General features: G+C 70.8%; 15 protein-coding genes. 6 read left to right on the forward strand and 9 right to left on the reverse strand.

The window, feature by feature from the left end; translation table 11 throughout:
* Positions 1–8: 8 nt before the first annotated feature.
* From WMF27_RS27285 to WMF27_RS27310, 6 genes are all read right to left on the reverse strand, one after another.
* The gene (locus WMF27_RS27285) at positions 9–1,040 is read right to left on the reverse strand and encodes a sialate O-acetylesterase (RefSeq protein ID WP_437765940.1); all 1,032 of its coding nucleotides are present in this window, start codon (positions 1,038–1,040) and stop codon (positions 9–11) included.
* Complete coding sequence (locus tag WMF27_RS27290; RefSeq protein WP_437765939.1) at positions 1,037–3,019, reverse strand: tetratricopeptide repeat protein; 1,983 nt, start codon at positions 3,017–3,019, stop codon at positions 1,037–1,039. Before WMF27_RS27290 ends, WMF27_RS27285 begins: the two co-directional genes overlap by 4 nt.
* A gap of 9 nt (positions 3,020–3,028) precedes the next feature.
* Positions 3,029–4,090 (reverse strand): hypothetical protein, encoded by a 1,062-nt coding sequence (locus WMF27_RS27295; RefSeq protein ID WP_437943091.1) that lies wholly within the window; start codon positions 4,088–4,090, stop codon positions 3,029–3,031.
* A 23-nt stretch (positions 4,091–4,113) separates the two neighbouring features.
* A complete protein-coding gene (locus tag WMF27_RS27300; protein ID WP_437765937.1) occupies positions 4,114–4,521 on the reverse strand; it encodes a hypothetical protein in 408 nt (135 codons plus the stop codon).
* Positions 4,522–5,120: 599 nt separating this feature from the next.
* Positions 5,121–6,095, reverse strand: a complete 975-nt coding sequence (locus WMF27_RS27305) for an NAD(P)-dependent oxidoreductase (protein ID WP_437765936.1) — start codon at positions 6,093–6,095, stop codon at positions 5,121–5,123.
* A 13-nt stretch (positions 6,096–6,108) separates the two neighbouring features.
* A complete protein-coding gene (locus tag WMF27_RS27310) occupies positions 6,109–6,894 on the reverse strand; it encodes an aldo/keto reductase (protein WP_437765935.1) in 786 nt (261 codons plus the stop codon).
* 102 nt (positions 6,895–6,996) lie between these two features.
* On the opposite strand from WMF27_RS27310, the gene WMF27_RS27315 reads away from it, so the two are divergent.
* The 4 genes from WMF27_RS27315 (at position 6,997) to WMF27_RS27330 (ending at position 15,433) form a co-directional block, all read left to right on the forward strand.
* Positions 6,997–8,781 (forward strand): SUMF1/EgtB/PvdO family nonheme iron enzyme, encoded by a 1,785-nt coding sequence (locus WMF27_RS27315; protein ID WP_437765934.1) that lies wholly within the window; start codon positions 6,997–6,999, stop codon positions 8,779–8,781.
* Positions 8,782–8,890: 109 nt separating this feature from the next.
* Positions 8,891–9,724 (forward strand): ABC transporter ATP-binding protein, encoded by an 834-nt coding sequence (locus tag WMF27_RS27320; RefSeq protein ID WP_437765933.1) that lies wholly within the window; start codon positions 8,891–8,893, stop codon positions 9,722–9,724.
* A gap of 291 nt (positions 9,725–10,015) precedes the next feature.
* Positions 10,016–13,297, forward strand: coding sequence for a CARDB domain-containing protein (locus WMF27_RS27325; protein WP_437765932.1), 3,282 nt, complete (start codon positions 10,016–10,018; stop codon positions 13,295–13,297).
* Between the two features lie 204 nt (positions 13,298–13,501).
* Positions 13,502–15,433 (forward strand): ABC-F family ATP-binding cassette domain-containing protein, encoded by a 1,932-nt coding sequence (locus tag WMF27_RS27330; RefSeq protein ID WP_437765931.1) that lies wholly within the window; start codon positions 13,502–13,504, stop codon positions 15,431–15,433.
* Between the two features lie 71 nt (positions 15,434–15,504).
* Here the strand turns inward: WMF27_RS27330 and WMF27_RS27335 are convergent, their stop codons facing one another.
* The 3 genes from WMF27_RS27335 to WMF27_RS27345 all read right to left on the reverse strand — a co-directional run bounded on the left by WMF27_RS27335 (position 15,505) and on the right by WMF27_RS27345 (position 19,210).
* Positions 15,505–16,605 (reverse strand): sugar ABC transporter permease, encoded by a 1,101-nt coding sequence (locus WMF27_RS27335; RefSeq protein ID WP_437765930.1) that lies wholly within the window; start codon positions 16,603–16,605, stop codon positions 15,505–15,507.
* Complete coding sequence (locus tag WMF27_RS27340; protein ID WP_437765929.1) at positions 16,602–18,125, reverse strand: sugar ABC transporter ATP-binding protein; 1,524 nt, start codon at positions 18,123–18,125, stop codon at positions 16,602–16,604. Before WMF27_RS27340 ends, WMF27_RS27335 begins: the two co-directional genes overlap by 4 nt.
* A gap of 239 nt (positions 18,126–18,364) precedes the next feature.
* A complete protein-coding gene (locus WMF27_RS27345; RefSeq protein ID WP_437765928.1) occupies positions 18,365–19,210 on the reverse strand; it encodes a CIA30 family protein in 846 nt (281 codons plus the stop codon).
* A gap of 444 nt (positions 19,211–19,654) precedes the next feature.
* Between WMF27_RS27345 and WMF27_RS27350 the strand changes: the two genes are divergently transcribed.
* Positions 19,655–20,392 carry a hypothetical protein gene (locus tag WMF27_RS27350; protein WP_437765927.1) on the forward strand — a complete coding sequence of 246 codons (738 nt, stop codon included), beginning with the start codon at positions 19,655–19,657 and terminating at the stop codon, positions 20,390–20,392.
* A 2-nt stretch (positions 20,393–20,394) separates the two neighbouring features.
* Positions 20,395–21,564: a zinc-dependent alcohol dehydrogenase gene (locus WMF27_RS27355; RefSeq protein WP_437943096.1), complete on the forward strand. Its 1,170-nt coding sequence runs from the start codon at positions 20,395–20,397 to the stop codon at positions 21,562–21,564.
* The last annotated feature ends 14 nt before the right edge of the window (positions 21,565–21,578 follow it).

The following is a 21,578-nucleotide window of genomic DNA, read 5'->3' on the forward strand; positions in this document are numbered from 1 at the left end:
TCAGCGGCTCACGGTGCCCACGGGCGCCAGCCCTTGTCCTTCATCGTCGCGAGCGCTCGTTGCACCCACGTGCGATGGCCGTCCAGATTGAAGTGATGGTCGTCTTGCATGCCCACGCCCTCGGCCGAGACGAGCGCGAAGTTCGACACCACGCTCGGGCACCTTTCGATCTCGGGACGGATGGCGTTCGCCACGGCGCCGCCGACCACGAACTCGCCCGAGCTCTCCACCTCGTAGTCGTTCATCAACGCAGGCAGCGTGGGCTCGCCGACGTCGTTGCGAATGGCGGTCACGAGAGTATTGATGCATTCGGGGAAGCCGGAGCGATCGGCGGCAGAGCCGTGTCGCTCGGTGATCCCGAGATAGATGAAGATACCGCCAAAGGTCACCCGCCCTTTGATGGCCTTCGGCGCGGCGATCAGCTGGTCGTAGTAGAGGCCGCCCGGAACGAACTGGGAGCAGTAGGCCGAGGGCCACCCAAACCCGAGCGAGATGAAATAGTTGTCGGGCGCGAGCATCGCGGCTTCCTTGACCAGCGCCGTACCCGGCCCGCCGGCGGCGGTGTCACCCGCGGTCTTCGGCTCGATCGCGAGCTCCGGCGCCGAGCCGGGGTGGTACATGAAGGCGTGCGGATGGGTCTCCGTGAAATGGAACGGGCGTGAGCTCTGGGGCCTCGTGGCGCGACCGGCCATGTTGGAGTGGCCGATGTGAATGAAGGCGATCGCGCGCTCCCTCGGGACGTCAACGCCTCCGAGGTTGATGGTCACGCCCGAAGGCGCCGGCCCACCGCCGGACCCCGCGTCGCTGCTCCCGCCGCCACCGCTCCCGCTCGCCGCGGTCATGGCACCGCCAACCGAAGCTCCACCCGTGGTGGTCGCCCCTCCAGCGCCGCTCGGAGGCCCGAAGTCGTCACCCGTCCCGACGGCCTGCGTGTCGTGCGGGTGCTCGACGACCCCGCAGGCGAGCCCGCCGACCAGCGCGAACAAGGAAACGAGCGCCCACCGAGACCTGGACAGGCCCACGTTGAGAAGTGTTTTCATCGTCGACTCTCCTCCAAGTTCACCAAAATCCGCGTCGCTTCGGGGTCGAAGGGCCGGACGCGCAAGGCACGCCGTAGAAAGCCCAGGCCTTGCGCCGATTCGCCCCTTCGCAGGGCGATCAACGCCATGAGATTCAGGCTCCCGACGTCGTCGTGCTGGGAAACCAGGCTCTGCCGGGCGAGCCGCTCGGCGGCATCGAGCTCACCCGCTGCAAAGCGAAGACGCGCTTCGAGGGCTCGGGCTTGCGGCGTGTCGAGGCTCGCGAGCGTACGCTGCGCTTGCTCGAGCTGACCGAGCACGCCGTGCAACGTGGCCAGGCTCAGGCGTGCCGCGGCGTGCACCTTCGGGGAGTCCGCGAAGCGCTGCCCCAGCTGGACCAAGGTGCGGTCCGTCTCGCTGGCTTCACGGAACGGCTGCTCCGCGACGCCGGGCGTGAGGTCGCGGCGAGCAAACAGCACCTCCGAGCCGTCCGTGTAGAGCAGCTTCCAATCGGCGCTCGCGTACAGGTGGCCAATCAAGCGCTGGTAGCGCTCGGGGAACATCACCGGCAAGACCACGTAGGCGAAGGAGTGACGCGCCTGAAAAGCTTCGAAGCGCTCTGGCTCGTCCGCCAGCCTCAGGTACTCGGCGAACTCGTCGGCGGTGCGCAACACGAGCCGAGTGTCAATGTAGGGCCGAAACCGCGGATAGAGCCGCCAGATCAGGTAGCCTCCGTAATGATCGGCCGCGAAGACGTCGCCCCCGGGCAGCGCGTCGAGGCGCACAGCGCTTTCGGCCGGCACCCGGAACGGGCTCGGCTCCGCCAGCGGCGGCTCGCGCGCCGCCGCCGACGCCGAGACGAGCAGCAGCGCGCCCAGGAGCGCCGCGTTGAGGCCCACCGCCACGCGCACGCCCGCGCGGCGAAAGCTCGAGACGCAAAGCCGCCGGAGCGCCGGGGCCAGATTGACCGCGAAGATCGGCGCCCCGACCCAGTACAGCAGGAGCACGTTGCGGTTGCTCATCAAGGCCAGCCCCGCGAAGCCGAGCAGCAGCAGCGCATGGCTCAGTCTCAAGCGGCGCCCGGCCAGGAGCACGGACAGAGCGAGCAGGGCCAAACACCATTTGAAGTGCCAGAACTCGCCGTCGGACAGGCGTTCGAGCTCGAAGGGCGGCAGGTTCTCCGCCACGTCGTGGGCGAAGACCTGGTGTTCGCCGGGCAACAGGCGCCCGAGCAGCAGCGCCGGCAACGCTGCGCCGCGAAAGCCAAACGGCGTGAGACACGTCGCCAGCAAACACCCCCCTAGCGTCGCGAACAGCTGCTGTACCCGCGCCCACGGTGCCAGCGCACCGGCGTGTTCGCGCGCAAATGGCCACGCACGCGTCTGGCCGAAGCTCGCCCAGCCGAGCGCCGCCACCGCGTACGCCGCGATCACCGCGGGGCCAAGCGCCGAAAGGCCCTGGAAATTCGCCCAGACCAGCTGCGCCAGGGGCAATAGCAGCAGGTGCCGGACCCGGCCGTCGCGCCGATAGCGCTCGAGCGCGAACCAGAAGAACGCGAGCAGGACGAGCGTGCCTATCACGGGCCGGACGAGCAAGAGCGAGCGAGCCGCCAGAAGCCCTCCGACCAGCGACGTCACGAGGAGCCCCCTCGCCCACGAGCCGCGCCGCGCTTCGAGCGCGAAGTAGAGGAAGCCCGCGCCCAGGCCGATCAGCGCGCACTTGACCAAAACAAGCCCGACGAGACCGACCGCCTGGTGCACCGCGTACACCGCAAGCTGAAAAAGCCAGTGCACGTCGACCCAGTCACGCCCTTGCGCGCTGACCGAGAAGGGATCGGTGAACAGGAGCCCACGCCGAGCGACCATCTCGCGACCTGCCGCGAGGTGCCACCAGATGTCACCGTCGGCCGAAGGCGCGAGCCCCGTCGAGGCCGCACCCAGGCCGAGCAACGCGGCGACGAGCGGCGTGCGATGGCGGAGCAGGGCGGCGACGGGCAACATGACCACGTCTCAGAACGGTGAGACGGTGAAGCCGATGCCTGCCGTCCACGGCTGCAGGCCCACGCCCTGGCTGCTGCTCTCGGCGCCGTCGACGACTCCGCGCTTGTCCCAGCCGAGCGGCAGCGACACGCCCCCCAGGATCGCCAGCCAGGCGTTCGACCACTCCACGGCCAGCGTGCCGGTGACTGCCCACAGCTGCACCTCCTGGTCGAGCCCACGGTCGCGATCCGCACCGAAGAAATGCGACAGCGACAGGCCGAGCGACGGCACCAACGGCCCCCAGAAATAGCCCGAGTAGCCGTAGAGCGCGGCCGCCGGTGCGCGGTAGTTGCCCAGCTCGTTTTCCCCGCCGCGGTAGCCGAACGAGCCGCCCAGCACGATCAGCCCCCACGTCTTGTCGATCGTATGGTCGAGCGTCATGCTGCCGCTCACCTTGCCGAGGCCAAGCTGCTTCTCCTGCGTGAGATAGTCTTTCTTGTACTGGGCGTCGTGCACGCCGGTCGGGACACCGACCAGCAACGTCAGGCTGGTGGAGTTGATCTCGCCGAAGCGCCGCGTGACGAACCCCGCGACGTCACCCACGCCGGAGTTCGAGACGTCCACGGGCAGGCCGTAGTAGTCGCGGTAGTACTTGTAGAGCAGCGGAACCACGAGCCCCACATTCCATTTCTCGCTCAGATTACGCGAGACTTGAGGACTGAGGCTGAGGTTGTAGCCGTCGGGCAGATGCGTGTACGTGCCGAGTGTCTGCAGCTCGAATAGCCCCCCGGTCACGCTGTGGCCGATCCACTTGATGCCGCCCCCCGCGCCCGTGGAGCTACCGGCTCCGCAGCCGCCGATCGTCTCCCAGCTCGAGAGCAGGCCTTCCAGCCGTGAAACTCGTAAAGACAGCGCTGGTCCGAGCTCGGCGAGCGCGTCGCCTCGCTCGCCGAGGGTCGCCTCCAGGCGGGCCACTCGCACATCGTTTTGCCGAGCCGCGCGCTCGGCCGCAATGAACGGAAAGCCGGCGACCGCGGCCAAACCACAGGTTACCAGCCAGGCGCCCGGGGCACGTAGTCGTCTGAAGTTCAATCGAGTTTCTCCCGAGCGCAAGGTCAATCCGGGTCGACTTGGAGGCACCAATAGCGGACGCTCCCGCGATCCGTAGCGGCATATTCGTCCACGAGCGCGCCCTTCCAGATGGCTTTCAGATCAGCCGTCAGTTTCATCTTGTGAACGTCGCCCTGGTTGAAGCTGCGCAGCTTTCCGCCGACCTGCTCCTTCATTTTGTCCTTGATCTTGGAGCGCGGCACGAGCGGCTTGTAGTGCGCGACAAGGATGAACTGCTTGTCGAGCGCCCCGCCCTGGACCTGGTAGCGCATCACGTAGGCGTAATCGTACAGGTCATCGGGGGGCATCTTGGAGGGAATTTCCACGAGCTTTGCCGTCAATTCCAGGGGTGCCACCCCGTCCGCCCGGGCGCTCCGCTCGACACCGGCTATTGCGAGCAGCAGCATGCTCATGAACGCTTGGCGACCAAAGTGGCGTCGGCTTGTACGAATCATCGTCGCAGAGTAGGGCGAGAAACGTCGGTCCTGCAACAAGGCAAAGGCCGTTCCTCGAAATCAAGCGACCCACGCCGGAGATCGCTCCAGGCTGTCGGCATCTTTCCACCGTGAGGGCAGCACTACCGCTGGTGATTCACGGCGGGGTGCGCGAGAGCCGCCATGGTGACCGAGCCAATCAGCATCGCCCGCCTCCTCTCCGCGCTCGGCGAGCCGACCGACGTTGCTGGTCGCTCACCCGACCGGGGACCGCCGTACTGGAAGAGCACAGTCCTGCGGCATAAGGCTCTCGGCGACGCCGCGTGGCGCATCGCGACAACATCCCGGGCTGATCAACCCGCTCTGCAGCTCGTTCACCAAGGCGCTTCCCGACCTCTCCGGTCGATTCCGGATCATCCAGATGGATCGCCAGAAGGATGTTAATCTCGCCGAGCTGTTCATCAGAGGAGAGCAAGCGGCGAACATCCGACTCACGCGGGACGAGCAGAGACCCGTTGCCTCGGTATCAGATCCAGCTGGAGTGACGCGCCGCCCACTGCCCGGCGCGCGCCGCCACCTCAGATCACCCTGTCCACGAACGGCTCCCCCCGCTCGAACCGCCGCAGGTTCGCCAGGAAATGCTCCACCTGCGCCATCGGCTCCTCGCGCCGCCCGCCGGCCGTGTGCGGCGTGATGACGCAGCCCGGAGCGCGCCAGAGCGGGTGCTCCGGCGGCAGCGGCTCGGGATCCGTCACGTCGAGGTACGCGCCCGCGATGCGGCGCGCCTCGAGCGCCTCGAGCAGCGCGGCCTGGTCCACCGTGGCGCCCCGGCCGACGTTGAAGAACCACGCGTCCGGCCGCATCCGCGCGAGCAGCGCGGCCGAGACCAGCCGCCGCGTGCCCTCGGCCTCGGGCAGGCTCGAGACCACGTGATCCGCCCAGGCGAAGGCGTCGCCCAGCTCCTCCCGCGCGACCACGCGAAAAGGCTCGCCGCCGCGGGGGCGGGCGCGCAGGACGCAGAGCTCCACATCGAACGGCGCGAGCAGCGCGGCGAGGCGGCGGCCGATGGCGCCGAAGCCGAGGAGGAGCACCCGCCGGCCGCGCAGGAGCGCGCTCCTCGACCGCACGGAGGCGTCGGGCCAGCCGCGCGGGCCGAGCTGGTTCTCGAGGCACTCGGGCAGCCGACGCGAGGCCGAGAGCAGGAACGCGAGCGCGTGCTCCGCGCAGGGATCGGCGTAGACGCCGCTGCTCGTCGTCAAGGCGGCGCCGCGGGCGGCGAGCGCGGCGCGCACGGCCGCCACGTCGTAGCGGGCGTACCCCGCGGTGCTGAGGTGCACCCAGCGGAGCCGCGGGGCCGCGCACACGTCGTCCGGGTGCGGCTGGCCAAAGACGACCTCGGCGCCCAGGACGAGCGGATCCGACCCGACGACGGCGAGGTTCTTCGCGGAGCGCGTCGCGGCCAGCTCGAGCGCGTGCGGCGCGACGCCCTCCGAGAGCGAGCGCGCCGCCTCCGCCGGTAGAACAACGGTGCTCGCGATGATCAGCCGATCCACCGACACCTCCCCCTCACCCGTGCACGGCGCGCCCGAACTCCCGCATCCACGCCTCCTCGTCGGCGGTGAGCGGACCCTTCGCGAGCGCGTCGAGGTTCGCCTCCACCTCGGCCCGGCTCTTCGGCCCCGTCAGCGCGAGATCCACGTGCGGGCTGGAGAGCTGGAATCGGTAGCAGTCGCCCGCCGTCATCGCCGGGCGATCCCAGCCCTTCGGCCGCTTCAGCAGCCGGCGCCACGCCGTCGCCGTGTAGGCGAGGATGCTCGGCTTCGCGTCGCGCACGTGCGGGAAGATGTCACGCTCCGCGCCGGGATGCGCGGCGTTGTAGCGGATCATGAGCAGGTCGAGCGGCGACGACCCGGCCAGGCCGCCTGCCCGCGGGCGGTCGTGGATGCTCACCCCGAGCGCCCGCACCTTGCCGCTCTCGCGCAGGTGAACGAGCTCGCGCTCGGTCGCGCTCGTCCAGGCAGACCCGACGCCGAGCCAGCCGAGCAGGTAGACATCGAGGTGGTCGGTGCCGAGCTCCCGGAGCAGCTTCTCGGCGCCCCTGCGCACGCCCCAGCCGAACCAGCCGAGCTGCGCGAAGCCGACCACGGCCACGCTGTCGCGGCGCCCCTTCAGCGCCTCGCGCAGCGGGTTGCCGAGCCCGCCCGAGCGCATCGTCCAGAGGAAGAGATTGACGCCGCGGTCCATCGCCGCGCGCACCCCGCCCTCGTCGATGCCGTAGTTCGCCGCGAGCCCGAGCCGGAAGATGCGCTTGCCGCGAAGGGCGGTCGGCGCGCGGTGGAGCCAGTCGTCCATGGGCCGGATCTTACCTCACCTCCGTCGACGTCACCGGCTCCCGCGCGCCCCACATTCGCCGCCCACGGCCGCCCCGACCTGTGCGAGACTCCCTGGCCACCGATGGGCCAGGACTCCCCTCCCCGGTGCGCCGGCTGCAGCGCTCCGCTCCCGGAGAACGCCCGCTTCTGCCCCTCGTGCGGCCAGCTCGTCACCGCGCCGGATCCGAGCCCCGCCCTCGCCGCGACGGCGTTCCCCGCGACGCAGCTCGGCGCCCTCGGGCTGCCGCCGGCCTCCCTGCCGCTGCCGCCGGTGCGGCTCCTGCCCGGGACGGAGATCAGCGTCTATCGCATCGAGTCGACGCTCGGCGAGGGCGGCATGGGCGTCGTCTACCGCGCTTACGACCGGGCGCGCGAGCGCGTCGTGGCCGTCAAATGCCTGCACTCGAACCTCTGCGGCAACCCGGAGATCCGGCGGCGGTTCGCGCGGGAAGCGCGGGTGCTCCGCTCCTGGAGCCACGAGAACGTGGTCGCCGTCTACGATTTCGTCGAGCGCGATCACCTGCTCGCGATCGTCATGGAGTACGTCGACGGGTCGACGCTGGTGCGGCACCTCGAGCGGTGGCGCGGGCGCATCCCCTTCCAGGAGATCCGCGCGCTGTTCGGCGGCGTCCTCGACGCGATGGACGAGGGGCACCGCATGGGCATCATCCATCGCGATCTCAAGCCCGACAACATCCTCGTCACGACCGGGAAAGACGGCCTCTCCCCCAAGATCGTCGACTTCGGCATCGCCAAGATCCTGGAGGGGACGACGTACACGCTGAGCGGCGCGTTCCTCGGGACGTGCTGTTACATGTCGCCAGAGCAAGTGAAGAGCCCCCACGCGGCGGATCGGCGCTCGGACATCTACTCTCTCGGCGTGACGCTCTACAAGCTGACGACAGGGCAGGTGCCGTTCGACAGCCCCAACCACTTCGCCGTGATGATGGCCCACGTCGCCGACGCGCCGGCGCCCCCCTCGTCTGTGCGCCCCGACCTCCCGCCGGCCCTCGACCGGCTCGTGCTCGACGCGCTCTCGAAGGACCCGGCGGGGAGGCCGGCGTCGTGCGCGGAGTTCCGGGCGCGGCTCGACGAGGCGCTCTCGGAGTTCTCGCCCGCCCCGTCGCGGTCCTCGTCCGACGGGCGCGAGCTCGCGCCGACGGTCCGCGAGAAGACCGGCGAGCAGATGATCCTCGTCCCCGGCGGGCCGTTCCTGAGCGGGCAGCAGCGCAGGAAGGTCCATGTCGACGCGTTCTACATGGATCGCACGCCGGTCACGAACCGCCAGTTCAAGGCGTTCCTCGACGTGACCGGGTACCGCCCCGACGACGACGACGCGAGCCGGCTCCTCGCCCATTTCAGGCGCGGCGAGATCCCCGCGGGCCTCGAGGACCACCCCGTGGTGTACGTGTCGTGGGACGACGCGCGGGCCTACGCCAACTGGGCCGGCAAGCGCCTGCCGACCGAGGCCGAGTGGGAGAAGGCCGCGCGCGGCGCCGACGGCCGCAAATACCCGTGGGGGCGCGCCGAGCCCGGGCCCGCGCGCGCGAACTACGACAACCGCGAGGGCGGGACGGTGCCCGTCGCCTCGCTGCCGGGGGGCGCCTCGCCGTATGGCATCCTCGACCTCGCCGGCAACGTGTGGGAGTGGTGCGAGGACTACGACGATCCGCACTTCTACGCGGACGGCCCCTCCCACAACCCGCGCAACACGCGGCCCTCGGATCGGCCGCTGCTCGTGATGCGCGGCGGCTCGTGGATGTACGGCGCGCAGTCGCTGCGCACCTGGGCGCGCACGAGCTTCGAGGCGCACTACCGCTTCGCCGGCGGCGGCTTCCGCTGCGTGCGAACGGCGTCGTCGAGCTGAGGGTCCGGGCGCGGCGGCCGCTCGGCGCGCGTGCGGCTGCTCGGCGCGGGCGCGCGGCGCACGAGCGCCTGGTCAACCGGCGGCGGCGCGGATAGAACGCCGGGCGCAGATGCAGACGAACAGGGCCAGGGCGAGCGGCGGCGTCCGCGTGCGGCTGACCGGCGTCCGGCGCGTCTTCCCGGTGCTGGACGGCGCGGGCCGCGCGCCGCGGGACGGCGCCCCCGGCGTGATCGCGATCGACGGCATCGATCTCGACATCGCGCCTGGCGCGTTCGTCGCGCTGCTCGGGCCCTCCGGGTGCGGCAAATCCACCCTGCTGCGGCTCGTCGCCGGGCTGGACCGCGCCGACGCCGGCGCGGCCGTCGTGGAGGCCGAGGAGGCGCCGGGCGGCGCAGGCGGCGCGCGCGCCCCCCTCGCGTACGTCTTCCAGGACGCCCACCTCCTGCCCTGGCGGAGCGTCCTCGAGAACGCCGCCCTGCCGCTCGAGCTCGCCGGCGCGCCGCTCGACGAGCGCCGCGCGGCGGCGCGGGCGGCGCTCGTCCAGGTCGGCCTCGCCGACGCGGGCGCGCGGTACCCGGCCGAGCTCTCCGGCGGCATGCGCATGCGCGTATCGCTCGCCCGCGCGCTGGTCACGCGCCCGCGGCTGCTCCTGCTCGACGAGCCGTTCGCCGCGCTCGACGAGCTCACGAGGAGCCGGCTCGACGACGAGCTCCGCGCGCTCTGGGCCGAGCTCGGCATGACGGTGCTCTTCGTGACCCACTCGATCACCGAGGCCGCCTACCTCGCCGAGCGCGCCGTCGTCCTGTCCCCGCGGCCGGCGCGCGTCGTCGCCGACCGCACGCTTTCGCTGCCGGATCAGCGGACGGCCGCGCTGCGCACCGAGCCCGCGTTCGCGCGCGAGGTTCGCGCGCTGCAAGAGGCGCTGGAGCGCGGCGGGGCGTGAGGCTCCGCGGGCGGAACGAGCGCGCTGTTGGACTCCTGCGCTGCACGACACTCGCGCTGTCGCCGCGCGATCGGCACGCGCACCCAGGTCACCTCCGCTCCCCTCCGTGCGCCGGAGCTCTCGGCCCTCATCGCGGCCGTCCCCACGGCTCGCGTGGCCCGCTCCTCCTCTCCCCGCTTGCCGCTGCTCGCCGCCGCGCGCGACGCCCATCGTGGGCAGAGCTCCCACTCGCCGCACGATCCTGCGCGCGAACGCGCTTCCATGCTGACAGCGCGCTCGTACAATCGCCTCATGCCCACGTGCCCCCGGCGGTTGCTTCCCCGCGCCCTTCCTTGGTTCTTGCTCGCTGCAGCGGCCTGCGGCGGTGATCCGGATGTCGCCCTGCCACCCGGCGATGGCGGCGGGGGCAACGGCGGCACGAGCAGCAGCTCGGGCGATGGCGGCGGGTTCGTCGGGTCGATGGCCGCGTCGGGCGGCGCCGGCGGCGAGAGCGGCTGTGAGGACGTGAGCTGCCGGGAGGACCAGCACTGCGAGGAGGAGGACGGACAAGGCGCCTGCGTCGACAACACGTGCGACGACCTCACCTGCGACGCGACCGAGGTGTGCGAGACGCCCCCGGACGCAGGCGCGCGCTGCGTCGATATCGCCTGCCAGAGCGACCTCGAGTGCGCCTTCAACCAGTTCTGCAACGGCACCATCTGCGTCGTCGATGCCTGCACGCCCGGCGAGCGGACGTGCGACGGCGACAGCCTCCGGCTGTGCGTGTCGAACGGCAGCACCACGAGCGAGCTCTTCACGTGCGGCGGATCGGCCTACTTCGAGAGCGAGTGCACCGACGACGGCGCCGGGACCGCCAGCTGCCCCTGCGAGGACGACTGGGACTGCCCCACCTATGCCTCCTGCGAGGTCGGCTCCTGCACCGGCACGGGCGCCGCGCCCACGTGCCTCTTGCCGCCGGAGCCGTTCGCGGGCGCCCTGCCGCAGAGCGAGATCCAGTGGGGAGGGGAGGACCGCGCCAACTCCGACGCCGCCAACAGCCCGTTCAAGACCTCGGCGCAGACCGTCATGACGCCGCTCGTCGCCAACCTCGACGACGACAACGGCGACGGGCTCATCAACGAGCTCGACTTCCCCGAGATCATCTTCACGACGTTCTGCGGCTCGGACTTCGACAAGAACGGCGTCCTCCGCGCGATCCACGGCGGCGGTCCCCGCAAGGGAGAGAACTACTTCGCGGTGCTCGGCGGGCAGGTCTGGCACGAGGGCGACCCCATCGACGCGCCCTACGCCTGCGCAGACGCGACGCTGATGCCGACCGCCGGGCTGGCCGTCGGCGATCTCGACGGCGACGGCGTCCCCGAGATCGTCGCGATCACCGCCGTCGTGGAGATGGTGGGCTCCACGAAGGTGACGAAGACAGGGCTCCAGATCTTCAGCAACACGGGCGAGACCAAGGTCCTCACGGACGCGCTCTGGACGGGCTACAACGAGCCGTCGCCCGCGCTCGCCAACATCGACGGAGAGGGGCTCCCGGAGATCGTGGTCGGGCCGAACGTGTTCACGTTGCGCGTCGACGAGGCGACCCGCGAGCTCTCGATCGTCGACCACTTCAAGGGCGACAAGGCCCAGGGCATGCAGGGGTCACCGGGGAACCAGAGCAACCGGCTCGGGCCCATCGCCTGCGTCGCGAACCTCAACGACGACCCCCGGCTGGAGATCGTCGCGGGCAGCACCGCCTATGGGCTGCCCCGCCCGCCGCCCGGCGTGACGAGCAGGGCCGGGTGCGCGCCGCCGTACACCGACAAGGAGGCGACGGCGTACTGCGAGGGGAAGCTCATCGAGGTCTGGGACGGGCAGACCGTCAACGGCACGGCCGGGATCCCGACCGAACAGCGCGACGGCCTCTGCGCCGTGGCCGACGTCCTCGGAGAGGACCAGGACGACGCGCCCGGGCCGAGCAACCCGCTCGATCAGCGCCCGGAGGTGATCCTGTTCAACAACGGGTACTTCTTCGTGCTCAACGGGCAGGACGGCACCATCAAGCGCCGCCAGGTGATGACGGCCTTGGGCACCACCTTCGACGGCGGCGCCCCGAACGTGGACGACTTCGACGGCGACGGCTTCCCCGAGGTCGGCACGGCGTTCGGCCTCCGCTACATGATGTTCGATCTCCAGGCGCCGACGGCCGAGTGCCCGGCGTGGCCCAACGCGCTCACCGACGGGGTCGCGGGGCTGCAGGACAACCCGGAGCGGACCCCGAACGGGAAGCCGTGCACCACGGACGAGGACTGCGGCGCCCCGGGCGCTGCGACGTGCAACCAGCAGCGGGGCACCTGCGTCTGCTACCACAACGGCTGGCAGCGCCTGACCGAGGACGACTCGAGCCGCACCACCGGGTCGAGCGTGTTCGACTTCAACGGCGACGGCGCCGCCGAGGTCATCTACAACGACGAGTGCTACTTCCGCATCTACGACGGCGTGACGGCCGACGTCCTGTTCAAGGTGCCCTCGCCGAGCCGCACCCGGTCCGAGTACCCGATCGTCGCCGACGTCGACAACGACGGCAACGCGGAGATCGTGTTCGGCACCTCGAACGAGTCGACCCATTGCTCGCAAGGCACCGACTACAACAACGGCCTCGAGGTCTGGGGCGCGCAGAACGACCTCTGGGTCTCGGCGCGCCGCATCTGGAACCAGCACAGCTACCACGTGACGAACGTGCTCGAGAGCGGCGGCATCCCCCTGAAGGAGCCCGAGAGCTGGAAGCCGTACGGCGGCCGCGTCTACAACACCTACCGCTCGAACCCGCGGTCGTACGGCATCGCGCCGGATCTCGCGCTGAGCGGCATCCAGGTCTCGTCCCCGGACGCGACCTGCGGCGAGCTCACCGACGAGGTCGCGATCACCGTGCGCGTCGAGAACCTCGGCGATCTCCGCGTGGGCCCCGGCGTCGCCATCAACTTCTACGGCGAGTGGGACACGCCGGACGTGGATGAGCCGCTCTACGGTGAGGACCTCGCCCCGCTGCAGTTCGTCCTCCAGAGCAGCATCGAGCCGCACAGCTCGTTGCTCCTGACGGTGAGCTACAGCGCCGCGCACAACGCGCAGCAGACGCTGCCCGCCCGCGTGCGCGCGGTCGTCGACGAGGACGCCGTCGAGCGCGAGTGCCACGAGGACAACAACGCGCTCACCGCGCCCCTCGACGCCGGCAGCGCGCGCCCGGACCTCCAGATCGAGGTCGGCCGGGTGAACACCAACAAGTGCGCCATGAAGCACGTCGACGTCCCGACGACCGTCACCAACGCCGGCTCCGCGCCGGCCAGCGACGTGCGGATCCGGTACTACGCGGGCGATCCCGGCCAGGGCGGGACGGCGCTCCACGAGGAGGTCATCCCGGGGCCGATCGCGCCCGGGGCGAGCGTGGACCTCACCGCCACCATCGAGAAGTTCCCGTCGAACCTGTCGATCCTGATCTACGCCGTCGTCGACCCGGACGGGGCGATCGACGAGTGCAACGACGGCAACAACAAGGACGCGGCCTCGGACAAGATCCTGTGCCCGGAGATCAACTGACGCGCCGGCGTCCGGCCGGCGGGCCTCCCCGCCAGCCGGACGCGCGCCACGCCGGCGGCGCGCGCCGCGCCGGCGCGCGCTGACGCACGTTCACCGGCTCCCGCGCGGGGCGCGGTGCTATGCCTGTGCGCCCCGCCGCGCCGCTGACGGCGCACCGCGAGGCGCGCTGCCCCGGCGCGCCGCGACCCAAGCCCCCACAGCGCCATGCTCGGAACCTCGAACCTCGCGAAATCATTCGGTGATCGGACCCTCTTCGAGGGCGTCTCGCTCAAGCTGAACCCCGGATCCCGCTACGGCCTGGTGGGCGCGAACGGCTCGGGGAAGACCACCTTCCTGAAGATCGTGGCGGGCGACGAGCCCGCGAGCGACGGGAGCGTCAGCATCCCGAAGGACGCCCGCGTGGGCGTGCTCCGGCAGGACCGGTTCCTCAGCGACGACCAGATCATCCTGGATCTCGCGATGATGGGCGATCGCGTCGTGTGGGAGGCGCTCGTCGAGTCGCGCCGCCTCGCGGAGGACGGCGGCGACGCCGGCCGGGTGGCGGACCTGGAGGATCGCATCCGCGCCCATGACGGCTACACGCTGGAGGCGCGCGCGAGCGCCGTCCTCGAGGGGCTCGGCATCCCCGTGGAGGCGCACCGGAGGCCGCTCTCCACGCTCTCGGGCGGCTTCAAGCTGCGCGTGCTGCTCGCGCAGGTGCTCCTCGGCGGCGCGGACGTGCTGCTGCTCGACGAGCCCACGAACCACCTCGACATCCTCTCCATCCGCTGGCTCGAGAAGTTCCTGGCCGGCTACAAGGGCTGCGCGGTCGTCATCTCCCACGACCAGCGCTTCCTCGACAACGTCGCCACGCACGTCCTCGACGTCGACTACGCGACGATCACGCTCTACACGGGCAACTACGCCGCCTTCGTCGTCGAGAAGCGGGCGATCCGCGAGCGCAAGCAGGCCGAGATCGCCCGCGCCGAGAAGATCATCGCGGACAAGCGCGCGTTCGTGGAGCGGTTCGGCGCGAAGGCGACCAAGGCGCGCCAGGCGCAGAGCCGGCTCAAGCAGATCGAGAAGATCGAGGTCGAGGAGCTCGCCGACACGTCGCGCCGCTCGCCGCTGTTCCGGTTCGCGATCCAGCGGCCGAGCGGGCGCGACGTGCTCGAGGCGAAGGGGATCTCGAAGTCGTACGGCGCGAAGCAGGTGCTGCGCGACGTCTCGCTGTCGGTGCGGCGGGGCGAGCGGGTCGCGGTGATCGGGCCGAACGGGCTAGGCAAATCGACCTTGCTCAAGATCCTCGTGGGCCGGCTCGCGGCCGACGCCGGCGGCGCGTCGTGGGGGCACGAGGCCCGCGTCGGCTACTTCGCCCAGGATCACCGCGAGCTGCTCGTCGACGGGTCGATGACGCCGCTCTCCTTCCTGTGGGCGGCGTGCCCCGACGAGTCGCCGAGCTACGTCCGCGGCCAGCTCGGCAGGGCGCTCTTCTCGGGCGACGACGTCGAGAAGAGCGTCGGCTCGCTCTCCGGCGGCGAGGCGGCGCGGCTCATCTTCTGCCGGATCATCGTCGAGCGGCCCAACGTGCTCGTGCTCGACGAGCCGACCAACCACCTCGACCTCGAGGCGATCCAGGGGCTCGTCGAGGGGCTCAAGGCGTTCGAGGGGACGGTGCTCTTCGTCTCGCACGATCGCTACTTCGTCTCCGAGCTGGCGACGCGCATCCTCGAGGTGACGCCGAGCGGGCCGCGCGATTTCCCCGGCACCTACGAGGAGTACCTGGCCGGCTGCGGCGACGATCACCTCGACGCCGACACGGTGGTGCTGAAGGCGAAGCGCGAGCACCAGAAGGCGGCCGCGCCCGCGGAGGCGGGCGGCTCCTGGGAGGAGCAGAAGCGGCGTCGCAACCGGCAGAAGGAGCTGCCCGCGCGGCGCGACAAGGTGCTCGCGTCCATCGAGGCGGCCGAGGCGCGAAAGAAGGCGATCCACGACCTCTACTGCAGCGACGGCTTCTTCGAGCGCACCGGACAGGCCGAGATCGCGGCGCTCCAGGCCGAGGACGAGGCGCTCGGCCCGCGCATCGACGCGCTCATGGCCGAGTGGGAGCAGATCGAGCAGGAGATCGCCGAGCTCGGGGCGGCGCAGCCGCAGTGAGGTCCTGCCGGCAGCCCGGCTGAGGCCCTGCCGGGCTGCCCGGCCCCGGTCATCGCAACGCGAGCGGCGGCTCAGTGACCTCTTGTCTTGCGGCTGGCCATGTCGATGCCGACGGCGAGGATGAGGATGATGCCCTTGATGATCGGCTGCCAGAAGCTCTCCGTGTTCATCAGGCTCATGCCGTTGTCGAGCGAGGCCATGACGAGCGCGCCGAGCAGCGCGCCCCAGATGGTGCCCTGCCCGCCGAGGAGCGACGTGCCGCCGATGACGGCGGCCGCGATGGCGTCGAGCTCCATCATCCGGCCGGCGTCCGAGGTCGCGGAGCCGACGCGGGCGGTGAGGACCACGCCCGCGATGCCCGCCATCACGCCCATCAGCGTGAACACGGCGATGAGGTGACGATCGATGCTGATGCCGGAGTAGAAGGACGCCTCTCGGTTGCCGCCGATCGCGTAGAGGTGCCGCCCGAACCTCGTGTGCTTCGCGAGCACCGTGAACACGGTCGCGAGCACGAGCACGACCAGCACGGGGAACGGGACCCCCTCGTAGGAGTTCATCAGGGCGGCGAACGCGAGGGAGAACACGGCGAGCCCGATCCACGGGTAGCGCGCCGTGCCGGTCGCGCGCGCCGCCTTGTACAGCAGCCCGACGCAGAGGACGCCAGCGCCCGCCCAGCCGAGGGTGTGCGGCACGTACGCCTGGCCCACGAACAGGTAAGGACGCGCCGGCGAGATGGACACACCGCCTGTCAAGCCGAGGATGCAGCCCTGGAAGATGAGCATCCCGCCGAGCGTGACGATGAAGGGGGGAATCCGCAGCCGCGCCACGAGGGCCCCTTGCACGAAGCCAAGGACGGCCCCGAGCAGGAGCGGCAGGATGAAGGCGGCCGGCAGCGGCCAGCCGAGGCTCACGTAGATCATCGCCGATGAGGCGCCGAGCAGGCCGGCGAGCGCGCCCACCGAGAGATCGATCTGCCCCGCGACGATGACCATCACCATGCCGATGGCCAGGATCGAGGTCACCGACATCTGCCGCGCGAGGAGCGTCAGGTTGCGCGGCGTCACGAACGTCCCATCGGTCGTGATGGAGAAGGCAATCCAGATCGCGATGAGCGAGCCCACCATCGAGAGGGCGCGCCAGGGGATACGCACGCGAAGCTTGGCCTCGCTCATTCCGTCACCTTCCTCGTTGCAGCAGACATCACGCGCTCCGCGGTCGCGTCCTTCCGGTCGAGGCAGGCCGTCGGTCTGCCCTGGTTGAGGACCAGCACGCGGTGGCTCATGCCGAGCAGCTCCGGCAGATCGGAGGACACGAGCACCACGGCGAGCCCATCCGAAGCGAGCTTGTGGATGAGCTGGTAGATCTCCGCCTTCGCCCCGACGTCGATTCCCCGGGTCGGCTCGTCGAGCAGCAGCACCCGCGGCCCCGTCATCAGCCATTTGCCGATCACGATCTTCTGCTGGTTGCCGCCCGAGAGCTGGTTCGCGAGCGCGAGCGGCCCAGACGCCTTGGTCCTGAGCGCCTTCATCTGCTCGACCGCCGTGACCTCCCGATCGGCGTGATCGAGGAAGAGCCCCTTCACGAACCGCCGCAGGGTCGCGAGCGTGATGTTGTCGAGCAGGGTCGCCTCGAGCACGAGGCCGTAGCGCTTGCGATCCTCGCTGACGAGCGCGATGCCCGCGTCGATCGCCTGCGCGGGCGCCCTGTACGGCGGCGTCGCGGGCCCGCCTCGGACCGAGATCGCGCCGGTGACGCGGCTCGTCGCGGCGCCAAAGATCGTCGAGAGGAGCGCGGTGCGGCCGGCGCCCATGAGGCCGCCGATGCCCAGCACCTCGCCGGCGCGCACCTCGAAGCTCACGTCGCGCAGCACGAACCGCCCGGGGTGCCCGGCGTCCTCGACCGACCAGCCCTGGACCGACATCGCGACGGGGCCCTCCGGCGGCGGGGGGCAGGGGTAGAGGTTCGTCACCTCGCGGCCGACCATGTACGAGATGACGCTGTCGGGCGAGAGCGCGGTCCTCGGCTGGGTCGTGATCGACTTCCCGTCACGGAGGACCGTGATGCGGTCGGCGATCTCGAAGACCTCCTCGAGCCGGTGGCTGATGTAGATGCAGGAGACGCCGCGGGCGCGCAGATCGCGCAGCAGGCCGAGCAACGTCTTCACGCCGGACTCGGTGAGCGCCGCCGTGGGCTCGTCGAGGACGAGGATCTTCGCGTCCTTGAGCAGCGCCTTCGCGATCTCGACCATCTGCTGCTGGCCGATGCCCAGCTCCTTGATCGGGCGCTCGGGATCGATGTCGAGCCCGACGCGCGCGAGCGCCTCCCGCGCCAGGGCCCGCACCGCGTCCCAGTCGATGAGCCCACCGCGGACGGGCTCCCGCCCGAGCACGAGGTTCTCGGCGACGCTGAGATCGGGCACGAGCGCGAGCTCCTGCGCGATCAGCGCGATGCGGTGCTCCTCGGCGCTGCGCATGCTGCTGAACTGCACGACGCCGCCGTTCAAGCGGATCTCGCCGCCGTAGGTGCCTGCGGGGTAGTAGCCGCACAGGATCTTGATGAGGGTGCTCTTACCCGCGCCGTTCTCGCCGCAGAGGGCGTGAATCTCGCCTTCCTGGAGGTCGAACGAGACGCCATCGAGGGCTTTCACCCCGGGGAACTGCTTCGTGATCGATGCGAGCTCGAGGAGAGGCATTGTCCTGGGCGCAAGGGGCGTCAGAGCGCGGCCACGTTCGCCTGGGAGGGGCCTCTGATGCAAGCACTTTGTTGGAAGCGCGCAGAGGAGCAGGACGCCCGGGTCGCCGCGCGTCACGTGTCACGTGTCGGTTGTCGCGTGTCGCGCGTCGCGTGTCGCGCGTCACGCATGCTCCCTGGGACGTGCCGGGGGCCAAGAGGCGTGGTGGAGAGCCCCCGGCGCGGCCCGGGCGACGGCGCTCAGTTGTAGAAGCCGAGGTCGTCGATGTAGAGGTCGAACTGGGGCGCCTTGCCGATCTGGAACTGGAGCGAGTAGAGCTTCGCCGCGTCGATCTGGTCCGTGCCCGCCGGGTCGCCCCAGCCGCCCTGCTTCAGGTCCGCGAAGGGAATGGTGAACTGCTGCCACTCCTCGGTGACGGGGAACGTCTTCTGCCACGCGTCGCACTTCTCCGAACAGGCACCGCCGACAGGATCCGTCCCCGGGTCCGAGATCATGACGGTCGCGCTCGTGCCGGAGCCCGGGCCGAGCTTCGCCCAGAAGGTGATTCCGGTGTACGCCGAGGCGTCATAGGAGGCCTTGACCCCCTCGGGGCTGTTCAGATCGAAGCCGAAGCCAGCGCCCCACTCCGTGAAGCCCGTCCCCCACGAGCGCGCCGCGTACGTGCTCTGCCCGCGCGCCGGCTCGAGCGCCGTCATCGTGAAAGGCTCTTCCCCGGTCCCCTCCGGATCGGGCGGCGGGGTCTGCTTGGCCCCCTCCGTCGCGTCATTGAAGGTGTACCAGTAACCGACACGCCCGCCCTTGGCCAGGATGGCGTTGTCGTTGTCCTCCATGTCATCGATCATCTCGATCGTCTGGGGGCCGGCGCCCGCGCCCGTCGACGCCGAGGTGCTCGCGGCCGTCGAGGTCGTGGAGGGGTCGGTGCTCCCCGTGCTCGCCGTCGTGGTCGACGGGTCCACGGTGCCCGCGGAGGTCGTGCTTCCGGCGCTGCCGGCGCTGCCGGCGCCGCCGGCGCCCCCGCTCCCGCCGTCGCCGCCGTCGTCGCCGCACGCCGCGAACGCCGCGACAGCCAGTCCACAGACCGCCAAGTTAAAAGCACGCAGGAAAATTCTAGTCTTCATACGTTCGTATCTCCGTATCTACGTTATGCTAATCAGCGCTCGCTCTGGGCCGGACGTCAATTGAATCGCGGAGCGTCCTGGCGCGGCGAGTATCGCCTGGAAGCTCAGGCCCTGCAACCTTCTTCTTTCCTCGCTGCAATCCATCTTTGTCATCGCTCGCCATCGCTCGCCATCGCTCGCCATCGCTCGCCATCGCTCGCCATCGCTCGCCATCGTTCGCCTCGCTCGCCATCGCTCGCCGTCGTTCGCCCTGGAGGCGAGGCTCGCGCGAATGTCCTTGTTGGGTCCGCTCGCAACGGCGGTGGCATGTTCGGAGCGTCCTTGAGACGTGAGCGCCTGGATCAGCGCGAGTGGCCGCCTGCTTGCAAGGCGCCTTCGCGGGCTCTCTCGGCGAGGCTCGAAGGAGGAGAGATGGCACGGGCGAAGGCTGGCCGGCGAGCGCGCGCCGCGGCGCAGAGGGGCGCGCAGAGCGCGGACCGGGAGCGGAGCGGCGGTGAAGGCGCGCCCCCGACGGAGCAGGAGAGCGCCCCGCCGGGAGAGCGGCAGAGCGCGGCGGCGCAGCGCGCGAACTGCGCGCGGCTGCCGGGGAGGAGGGGAATCGCGGGGCTGCTCCTGAGCCGGCTGGAGACGGCGGCATACCGCATCTACGAGCGGGTCGCCGGGCTGTCCGAGGAGCGGCCGGCGCTCGGGGTCGAGATCGCGGCGTCGGCGCTGCGGGCGCTCGGGGCCCGCGCCCCGCGGATCGCGAGCAGCGTCACGGTGAGCCGCGCGCGGGCGGCGGTCCTGGACGCGCTGCAGGACGCGGCGGGCGTGCGGCGCCTCCTGCCGAGCATCGGGCGCGTGGAGGCCGGCGCGAAGAGGCAAGCCTCGACGATCCGGGCGGCCGGCGCGGGTGGCCCGGAGCGCACGCCGACAGGCGTCGTCTCGCTCGCGACCGCGCCGGGCGACAGGGGCACGGAGATCAAGGTGGTGCTGCCGGGCGCGCGGCCGCGGGGGCGGCTCGCGCGCGCGGCGGGCGAGCTGCTGGCGGAGCTGCCCAGGCGGCAGCTGCGGGGCGAGCTGCGGCGGCTGAGGCAATGGATCGAGATCGGCGAGATCCCGACGGCGGCGGGGCAGCCGTCCGGCCGGGCAGGCCGTGAGAGGGAGTGACCATGCGCGCGATCTGCTGGAATGGGGTGGATGACATCGTCGTGGCGTCGGTGCCCGAGCCGAAGCTCATCAGCCCGCACGACGCCATCGTCCGCGTCTCGCTGTCGTCGGTCTGCGGCTCGGATCTGCACCTGCTCCACGGGTACATCCCGGCGATGAAGCAGGGCGACATCCTCGGGCACGAGTTCCTCGGCGAGGTCGTGGAGACCGGCGCGGAGGTGAAGCGGGTGCAGCGGGGCGATCGCGTCGTCGTCTCGTCCATCATCGGGTGCGGGCGGTGCGCGTATTGCCAGCGCGAGCTGTGGTCGCTCTGCGAGAACTCGAATCCTCATCACGTGGTGGCGGACAGGGTGTTCGGGGACACGACGGCCGCGATCTTCGGCTACTCGCATGCATTCGGGGGCTTCGCGGGGAGCCACGCCGAGTACGTGCGCGTGCCGTTCGCGGATCACGGCGCGTTCAAGGTCCCCGACGGGGTGCGGGACGAGAGCGCCCTGTTCGCCTCCGACGCGCTCTCGACGGGCTACATGGCGGCCGAGCTCTGCGACATCCGCCCGGGCCAGGTCGTCGCCGTCTGGGGGTGCGGGGGCGTCGGTCAGATGGCGATCAAGAGCGCCTATCTCCTCGGCGCCGAGCGCGTCATCGCGATCGACCGGATCGCGGACCGCCTGGCGATGGCGAAGGCGCACGGGGGCGCCGACGCCCTCGACTACGCCGAGGTCGACGTCCAGGAGGCGCTCCGCGAGATGACGGGCGGGCGCGGCCCAGACGCCTGCATCGACGCGGTGGGCATGGAAGCCGACGGGACGGGCCTGCAGCACGCGGTCGATCGGGTGAAGCAGGCGCTCCGGATGCAGAGCGACCGCCCGCTCGTGCTGCGCGAGGCGATGCTGGCCTGCCGCAAGGGCGGCACGGTGTCCATCGTGGGCGTCTATTCCGGGTTCGCCGACAAGATCCCGCTCGGCGCGCTCATGAACAAGGCGCTCATCGTCAGGACCGGCCAGCAGCACGGACAGCGGTACATCCCGCGGCTGCTCGATCACATCCAGCGCGGCGACATCGATCCGTCGTACCTCCTGACGCACCGGATGTGCCTCGACGACGGACCGCGCGGATACCGCCTCTTCGAGGCGCGCGCGGAGGCGTGCGTGCGCGCGGTGTTCGCCCCCTGACCCTGGCGAGGCCG

Source organism: Sorangium sp. So ce281 (assembly GCF_051527395.1).
GTDB lineage: Bacteria > Myxococcota_A > Polyangia > Polyangiales > Polyangiaceae > Sorangium > Sorangium cellulosum_B.